The following is an 8,620-nucleotide window of genomic DNA, read 5'->3' as shown; positions in this document are numbered from 1 at the left end:
TATTTCGACCTCTTTGCCAACAAAACTTAGAGCTATTTGCATATTTTGACTATCCATAAAATTATTATTAAATTGTTCAAAGATAGTCGCCATCTTTTGGGTTTGCCGCAAAGTATTAAGCTGCGTGGTTTGCGAAATAAATTCGCGGTCGTCCATCGGGTTAGAAGGGTCTTGGTTTTGCAGCTGTACCATGAGTAAGCGCAAAAATTCGGCCTCGCCCATCTCATGGCGGCTGCCGCGCCCCTCCAGCTCGAGGGCCCGGTTGTAACTTTCGGCAAAACTTTGCAGCCTATTCATTTCATCGGCGTTAAAACGCATGTTTTGCTGTAAATCCAGCATTAAAGGGTTTATATCATTATTAGATGGTATGGTCATAAATTCTCCTTAAGCGCGTAGGTTAAGCCCTAAGCTATTGTATCTGCCGGTTCCGTCAATATTATTGGTGCGCAGCCGCTCGCTAAAAAAGGGCCGCGCTTGTTCTTGCTCGGTTTGATGTTCGTTTTGCCTATCACCGCCTAAAGCCACACTTAACTCGGCCTGCGCAAACCCGCCTTTTAAAAACGAGTCGCGCAAATCGGCCATGTTATCGTCAAAAGCCGCTTTGGCGCCGGCGCTATCTACCACGATACGGCCAATTAATTTGTTATCTTCTAACATTAAATTGATACGCACCACGCCCAATTCTTCGGGCCGTAACGTTAATTTAATTTCGCCCATATCGCCGGCTTTTAAGATAAACTGGGCCCTTTGCACAATTTCGCCGTTGCCGCTTTCGGTTAAAGCTTGCCTAAGGGCGATAACCTCTTTAGGCAAAGCTTCTTTAGCCGCCGGCAGCTCGGCCGTACGATTATCTATCACCTGAATAACCGCTTCGTCATTATTCATATTAACAGCCGGCCCGGCAGGCTCATTAACCGGCCTAAAATCGTTTAGCGGCCCATTAACTGCCTCCGGTTTAGCCTCTGTTTGGCTCTTAAAATGAGGTAAAAAATTATCGGCCGTATCATCAGGGGCAAACTCTAACTTTACCTCTTGGGCGGCTTTATCGGCTAACTGCGGCGGCAACAACTCTTTAGCTGCCGCTAAACCCAGCTCGTTATCTTTAACGCCGCTTCCCCCTTTAAGGGCATGCGCTTCCTCAAAATTAAGTTCGCCTTGTTTATCGTTAAGTTCTTTAAATTTATTAAAAGAATTACTGGCGGCAATCTCGCTTAAAAAAGGACTATAATTAGCCATTAAAGTTTCGGCTAACTCGGCGCCGGCTTCTTCTAAAACTAACTCGGTAAAGATAGCCTCCAGCTGGGCTGCCGGTAAAGTTTCGGCTTCTTGCTCCAAATGAGCCGCCGTTAAGCGCTCAAAAAATAAAGCAAATAAATCGGTATTTTCGGCTATTAAAAAATCGCCTAAACTTAACTCTTCGCTCTGATGAGCCGCCGCCAGCGCTCCTTGCGGTATTAAGCTTTTAGCCAACTGCTGAGCAAAACTTTCGCCTTTGGGCTGGGTATCGGTTAAAGCTGCCTCAAGGTTAGGGGCGCCCAACAGCAAGTTATCGGCTTTAGGGGCTTCTTCGGCAGTTAAATTCATTAATAGCATTAATTACTCTCCATCAAGGTTACCGCGCATCGCCATTAACCTAACGACATTGGCTGTACGCACCGAGTTTGGCACCCCGTTAGCATTATTATCGGGTAAAGCCGCCATCATCATTAACCACACCGGCACTAAGCTGGTGCTGCCGTTTAGCGCCGATAACCGCTCGGCGGCCCTTAAGTTATCTACTATATCGTGGTCTGTCATACCCAATAAAATGGCAATAGCTTGCTGCGGCGGCATATTCATTAAATAACCGGCATTACGCAGCAGGTTAGCCTCTACATCGGCATACCTAAGCTCGGCATTGGTTATAATTTGCTGTCGCTCGCGCAGCGAGTTTTCGCGCTCGTTAAGCTGGCTTTCCCACTCTAATAACCTATTTTCTTCGTTAGTTACCGCTAAAAGCCTTTGGTTAATATCAAACTCTAAGGCGCTTAAAGTGGCTAAGTCTTGGTTAAGGCGTTCGCGCGCTATTAAATCGGGGTCGTTAATATCCACCTGCCGCACCGAAGCCGATATGCCCACCAGCCGGCCTACGGCGCCCAGCCGCTCGCCCATGTTAATAACCCCCAGCATATTTAACCATACTAAGCTAGCCATTATTAATATAACTATGATAACAAGCAGGGCAATTACTCTGGCTATTAAACCACCTGTGCTATATCCTTCCGCCATGCTACATCTTCCTTAACAATATTACTTATTTACCTATCGGCTTTTTTAACTAAAAAATAAAAGTTAAAAACTGCTATCTGCCAACAACAAATAAACAACAAATTTTGCATTATAAGTACTTGATTAATTCTTTGCTATCCTTTATAGTACTAGTAATAGCGCTATAAATAAATTTTTATTATGGAGAGTATTTATGCAAAAAAGTAAATTTTTGCTATGGGTAGCTGTAACTTTAATCGTAAGCTTATTTATGGTGGCTTGTAACGCCAACGCCGGTAAAGGCGGCTCGGCCGCCGAAAAAGATGCGGCCCTAGATAGGTTAATAGAGCTATACGGCGACTTTGAATATGACGTTTGGCAAAATGAATACGATGAAGAAGGCGAGTGGGTAAGCGGCGAAATTGTGCGCACCGTATTTTTTAGAGATGTACCGCGCCATTTATTTAGCTTAAACGGGAATGTTTTAACCTTAAATACCGGTGTTATGCGTATGAGCAGCTCGTTGGGGCTGCCGGCAGGCCAATGGCTGGAGATGCGCTCTACTTGGGCTTTTACCCGTGAAGGCGATGGTTTTGCCAACGCCGTAACTGCAACGGATATTTTTATAAATTGGACGGCCGGACTTGATGAAATGGCGGCCGACGAGGGGATAATAAACAAAGGCGATATTATAACACGTACAGAATTTTTAGTAGAAACCGAAGTTACCGAAACCGATGGGATATACATGGAACCCCCTGTTTTTTTCTTTATTTTAAATAGACTTACCAATGAAGGAATAATGTAATACAGTAACAAGCTTGATAAACCCCCTTTGATTATTAAAGGGGGTTTATTTTTGCAGAAATGGCCAATGAGCAGGTAAAATTTTTACTTATTAATTTTTAATTTTCCTCAGATTCGTACCTAGCCATAATAATATCATCTAGCACTTTTTCTTCGTAACGTTTACGCTCCAGCTTATATTGCCCGTACTTAACTTCTTTTAAATTGGCTAAAACTTTTTGCTTTTTTAATTTATCTAAATAATCTTGCTGTAATACTAGTTTTTCTTCTTCCAGCTTAGTTAGCTGGCCGCGTACGGCATAACTTTGCTCGCGTAACCTTTCATCGTAAAGAGCTAGGCGCTGCATAGTTTCTAGGTCGCGGTTTTTACCGTGCACCATACGGCTGCGCTGCCGCTCTTCCCCGATAAATTCAATTTTACGCTCTAAAGTATTACACTGCTTTAGCTTAAGCGCCAATTTTTTTTCGCTTTCGCCGGCAATTTTCTCGCGGTACTCTAAAATTTTTTGTAATTTAAATTTAAATGCTTCCATAAAGAACCACTATCCCACCTTTAGGCGCCCATACAGTCAAAACCTGCGGTTTTGCACCGGCGAAGGAGACTTTTTAAGAAACCGATAGCCGGGCCAAACTGGCCAAAGCTTTATCGATAGTCGATTTTTCATCTATATCCTGCTGCATAAATTTATCAATTTCGGCTTTTTTGTGCAAGCCCTCATCAATGATGGGGTCGCTGCCGCGTACGTAAGCCCCTACCCTAATTAAATCTTCGGCATCACGGTAGGCCGCCAGCAGCTGCCTTAAATGCGCCGTCCGCATACGCACCTCTTTAGGTTGCAAGCGCGGCGCTAAACGGCTGATACTTTTTAACACATCGATAGCCGGAAAGTGGTATTGCTCGGCCAAGCTGCGGCTAAGCACAATGTGGCCATCTAAAATACCGCGCACGGTATCGCTGATGGGTTCTTCTAAATCATCACCTTCCACCAGCACCGTATAAATACCGGTGATGGAGCCTTTAGGCGAGTTACCGCTTTTTTCCAAAATTTTGGGCAGCAAACTAAAAACGCTGGGAGTATAACCGCGGCTGGCCGGCGGCTCGCCGTTAGCCAGCCCTATCTCGCGCTGGCTCATAGCAAAACGGGTTACCGAATCGAACAGTAACATAACATCTTGCCCTAAATCTCTAAAATATTCGGCCAAAGCATTGGCCACATAAGCCCCGCGTACACGGGCCAACGCCGGCTTATCGCTGGTAGATACCACCACGATAGAACGCTTAAGCCCTTCTTCACCCAGTTCTTTCTCAATAAATTCACGCACTTCGCGGCCGCGCTCGCCAATTAAGGCAATAATATTAACATCGGCCCCGCTGTTACGGGCAATCATACCCAGCAAGCTGCTTTTACCCACCCCGCTGCCGGCAAAAATACCCACACGCTGCCCCTTGCCGATAGGCAGTAAACCATCGATAACTCTCACCCCAGTTTGAATTTGCTGCTCGATAGGCGGGCGTTGCATAGGGTCTACCACATCGTTAGAGATAGCCTGCATAGCCACAGGTACAATCGGCCCTTTGTCATCAATCGGCCGCCCTAAACCATCTAACACCCGGCCAAGCAAGCTAGGCCCGGCCATGACCGTAAGCCCTTTACCCAGTGCGGTAACTTTAGCCCCTATATCGATATGGCCAGTTTCTTCGTAGGCCATTAAATTATTAGTAATACCGTGCATAGCGGTGGCTTCGGCCAAAAAAGTTTCGCCGTTGCTTTCAATACGCGCCAGCTCGCCAACAAACATTTCGGGGCCTTTAGATTCCAGCAAAATACCGCGTATCCGGCTAATCGTACCTATAGAACGGATAGGGTTAAAATCTTCTAGATAATCGTTATAGCGTTTTAATAAATTAAGGCCGCTTTGCTCTTTGCTCATAGCTCCCTCTTAATCGATGGCAGCGGGACGAACGTTTATCGGCATTAAATCGCGGATACGGTTTTCTATCTCGCTTAACTGGCTGGAGATACGCGCATCTATCTGGCCGAAATCGGTTTCGATAATACAGCCGCCCTTTTCGATACTGTTGTCTTCGATAAAACTTAGCTTGCCATCGCCTTCAATCTCGCGCACAAAAACTTCACTGCGCTGCGTGGCCAGCTCGAGGTCGTCCATATTTACCCTAACCACCACATCGCTTTTAATTTTTAATTTGCGCAGGGCCTCTATAATATTGCTCACCACTATGCCTTTTTGATTTTCGGCCAGCACCTTAACAATTTTACGTACCATAAGTAACGTTAACTCTATCACTTGGCTTTCAACTTCGCCTAAAATAACGTTACGTTTATCTACCGTACGGTTAATAATGGTGTGCAGCCTAGTTACTAAACGGCTAACTTCTTCGTAACCTTTATCGTAGCCGGCCTCGTAACCATCTTGTTCGCCCTCTTTATGAGCGTTGGTTTTAATTCTTTCCACTTCCGCTAAAGCGTTAGCCTTTAAAAGCTCGGCCTCGCCGGCCGCTTTTTCCAGCACCGCTTCGTGTTCTTGAGCAAAGTTAGCCCGGGCGCTGGCTAAATCATCTTTAGTTTGTTCGGCCATACTGCGGGCATTCTCACCGGCTTTATTTACTATCTCGGTAGCCTCGCTTTGGGCTTTGGCCACAATAGCTAAAGCCTCTTGCCGAGCTTTTTCTAAGATAGCTTCGGCCTCTTGGTGCAAATCGTCGGCAGACGGTAAATCATCACGTACGGCTGCTCCGCTATCATAAGCCAGCCCGCCGCCAAAAGAGGGAGCGCTGATGTAAGCCACCGTGTTATCCTGAATAATATCTCTGGGGTGAAAAATATTTTTAGCCATTTGTTTCCCTTTTATGTAAGCTCTTAGACAAGTACATCGTTTTCTTCATCACCGCGGGCAATAACTACCTCGCCTTGCTCTTCTAACTTACGGATAATCGACACAATTTTTTGCTGGGCTTCTTCCACGTCTTTACGGCGGGTTGGCCCTAAATAACCCATATCTTCTTTTAACAGCGCCGCCGCCCGTTTACTCATATTGCGGTAAATTTTTTCTTGCACATCACTATCGACACTCTTTAAAGCTTTGGCCAGCTCTTGGCTTTCTACACTGCGAAGCACCTTTTGAATGGCGCGGTCGTCAAGCAAGACAATATCCTCGAACACAAACATAAGTTTTTTAATTTCTTCGGCCAAATCGGGGTCTTCTTCGTCAAGGGCTTCAATAATATTTTTTTCGGTGGTACGGTCTACTAAGTTTAAAATATCTACGATAGATTTAACACCGCCGGCCGCCGTGTAATCTTCGCTGCTTAAGCTGGATAATTTCTTTTCTAAAACCCGTTCTACCTCACGGATAACTTCGGGGCTGGTGCGGTCCATCGTGGCAATACGGCGGGCCACATCACTTTGTTTTTCTTCGGGCAGCTGGCCAAGTATTTGGCTGGCCTTTTGCGGCTCGAGATAAGCCAAAATAAGCGAAATTGTTTGCGGGTGCTCTTGCTGGATAAAGTTTAAAAGGTGCGCAGGGTCGGTGCGCCTAATAAAATCGAACGGCCTTGTCTTTAAACTGCTGGTAAGCCGGTTAATAATATCGATGGCCTTTTGGTTACCCAAACTTTTTTCGAGCAGCTCGCGGGCATAATCGATACCGCCGCTAGAGATAAACTCCTGCGCCAGCATTAATTCCTGAAACTCTTCCAGCACCATATCGCGCACTTCGGGCTCAATTTTTTCGAGGCGGGCTATCTCAAAGGTCAGTTTCTCTATATCGTCTTCCCGCAGGTGCTTAAAAATTTCGGCCGAAAGTTCGCTGCCTAAGCTAACTAAAAAGATAGCAGCCTTCTGCCTACCGGTAAAATCGTGCTGTTTTTTCTTATCTTTTTTTAACTCTGCCGACATTTTATAACTCCTGCCACACGTGGCCTTTACAAACTCAATACAAAATAAATCATATTCAGGCAGTTTCAGCTCAACACTTTACCGCCTAAGGGTGCAGGGCGAGCCCTGCTAGCTTTCTTCTGAGAGCCAAGTTTTAATTAACTGGGCGACCTCTTCGGGGTGCTCACGCGCCATAGCCATAGCGTGGTCTTGCGCCGTTGCCCTAGCTTGGTCAATCGGGTTAATCTCGGCCTCCGCTTGCTCTTGCTCTAAGCTACGCAAGGCTGCCTCGCGCATAGCGGCGTGCTGGCGGGCCAGCTCTTCTTCGCGGGCTCGGCGGCGGCGTTCGCGTTCGCGTACAACTAGACGGTAAGCGATAAACAAAACGGCTAAACCCAGTAAACCAAACCCGCCAAAGCGGATAATATTACCTACCAGCAGCTGCCTTCTAAAGGCTTCGTCTTCCATCATAAATTGAGCGGTGCGGTCAAATTGAATATTAACCACCCGAACCATATCGCCGGAGGCTAAATCAAAATTAACCGCTGCCTCAAGAAGCGATTGAAATTGCGCTAACTCGGCGGCCGGAATGGGGTGATAGGTACGGCTGCGGCTGCCATCGGGCAGCATTACCGGTGTGCCATCTTCGTTAAGGTCAAACGTCCATGTACCATCTAAAGCTACCGAAACGGCGATATTTTCACGCCGGCTGGGCGACACAATTTCTTCAAACTCGGTAACATTGGTATCAAAGTTACGCTGAAAAGTACTTTGGTCGTAAAAACCGGTGGTATTTTGTAAATCTTGATAAGCCGGCGGCGTTTGCGCCTCAAAGCCGGCCGGCCCTTCGGGATTAAAGCCGGTGCCCCTAAAAGTTACGTTAGCGGCTCCTTCGCTAATTAAAATACTATGCACAACTTCGCGCGTGTTAAAGGGCGCCGTTGGGTCTTGCGGAGTTATCTCGATAGGAGTAATTTCGCGCCCGGTGCGGGTTATTTGGTTGGTGTTGTTAGTAATTTCTATATTAACAAACCCAATCCGGTCGGGCGAAAGCATACCGGAAAGCTGCCTTCTAAAGCGGTTAAGATAGTCGCGCTCTTCGGCCTCTTTTTGCCGGCGGATAATATCGGCTTGCTCTAACCTACTTTGAATATCGTAAGCGGCAAAGTCGTTAATACGCCTGCCGGTAAAACTATCGGTAATGGTAATATTATCGGCCTGTAAGCCCGGTATGGCAAATTGTATTAAATCGTTAAGCCCGCGTATTTTATGCATATTGGTGGTAATATCGCTGCCCGGCCTAGCCGTAATAACCACACTTACGGTGATGGGGTCTTGGTCTTGCAAAAATAACCTGTCGCGCGGCACCGCTAAGTTGACCATCGCTTGGTCAATATCGTTAAGACTTTCAATATGCTGCCTAAGCGATTCGGTTAAGCTGCGCTGCAAATTAACGTTATCTAAAAATTGGTTGGTCGTCCAGCGGTTTACATCAAATAAATGCCAAGGGTCGAGGTTTTGAGGGGTAAGCCCTTCGCGCACCAAAATGGCCCTAGCCCGCCGTGCCGTTTGCTGGTTTTCTACATTAATAATGGTACCGTTAGCCGAAAGGCTATAACTAATGCCTTCGGTATCTAACCTAATTAAAATACGGTCGCGTAAACTTTCAT

General features: G+C 46.3%; 9 protein-coding genes. 1 reads left to right on the top strand and 8 read right to left on the bottom strand.

All coding sequences use genetic code 11. The annotated features are described in order from the left end of the window. The 3 genes from FWE37_08120 to FWE37_08110 form a co-directional block, all read right to left on the bottom strand. The coding region (locus FWE37_08120) for a hypothetical protein (protein ID MCL2520944.1) at nucleotides 1–375 on the bottom strand (375 nt) is incomplete at its 3' end. 9 nt (nucleotides 376–384) lie between these two features. Next, on the bottom strand, nucleotides 385–1,593 hold the full coding sequence (locus tag FWE37_08115; GenBank protein ID MCL2520943.1) for a flagellar hook-length control protein FliK: 1,209 nt from the start codon (nucleotides 1,591–1,593) through the stop codon (nucleotides 385–387). Between the two features lie 3 nt (nucleotides 1,594–1,596). Further along, nucleotides 1,597–2,268 (bottom strand): hypothetical protein, encoded by a 672-nt coding sequence (locus tag FWE37_08110; protein ID MCL2520942.1) that lies wholly within the window; start codon nucleotides 2,266–2,268, stop codon nucleotides 1,597–1,599. A 193-nt stretch (nucleotides 2,269–2,461) separates the two neighbouring features. On the opposite strand from FWE37_08110, the gene FWE37_08105 reads away from it, so the two are divergent. Beyond that, on the top strand, nucleotides 2,462–3,055 hold the full coding sequence (locus FWE37_08105; GenBank protein MCL2520941.1) for a hypothetical protein: 594 nt from the start codon (nucleotides 2,462–2,464) through the stop codon (nucleotides 3,053–3,055). Between the two features lie 97 nt (nucleotides 3,056–3,152). Here FWE37_08105 and FWE37_08100 read toward each other — a convergent pair whose 3' ends face one another. From FWE37_08100 to fliF, 5 genes are all read right to left on the bottom strand, one after another. Then, nucleotides 3,153–3,587 carry a hypothetical protein gene (locus FWE37_08100; protein MCL2520940.1) on the bottom strand — a complete coding sequence of 145 codons (435 nt, stop codon included), beginning with the start codon at nucleotides 3,585–3,587 and terminating at the stop codon, nucleotides 3,153–3,155. 73 nt (nucleotides 3,588–3,660) lie between these two features. Beyond that, on the bottom strand, nucleotides 3,661–4,986 hold the full coding sequence (locus tag FWE37_08095; GenBank protein ID MCL2520939.1) for a FliI/YscN family ATPase: 1,326 nt from the start codon (nucleotides 4,984–4,986) through the stop codon (nucleotides 3,661–3,663). A 9-nt stretch (nucleotides 4,987–4,995) separates the two neighbouring features. After that, entirely contained in the window at nucleotides 4,996–5,910 is a 915-nt protein-coding gene (locus FWE37_08090) for a FliH/SctL family protein (GenBank protein MCL2520938.1), read from the bottom strand. A gap of 23 nt (nucleotides 5,911–5,933) precedes the next feature. Next, entirely contained in the window at nucleotides 5,934–6,971 is a 1,038-nt protein-coding gene (gene fliG, locus FWE37_08085) for a flagellar motor switch protein FliG (protein ID MCL2520937.1), read from the bottom strand. Between the two features lie 108 nt (nucleotides 6,972–7,079). Next, nucleotides 7,080–8,620, bottom strand: a 1,541-nt coding sequence (fliF, locus tag FWE37_08080; GenBank protein MCL2520936.1) for a flagellar M-ring protein FliF, incomplete at its 5' end; no start/stop codon positions are given.

The sequence above is a fragment of the Spirochaetaceae bacterium genome (assembly GCA_009784515.1).
Lineage (GTDB): Bacteria > Spirochaetota > Spirochaetia > WRBN01 > WRBN01 > WRBN01.
Note: the sequence above shows the minus strand (reverse complement) of the source record. Positions and strands in the feature narration are given on the sequence as shown.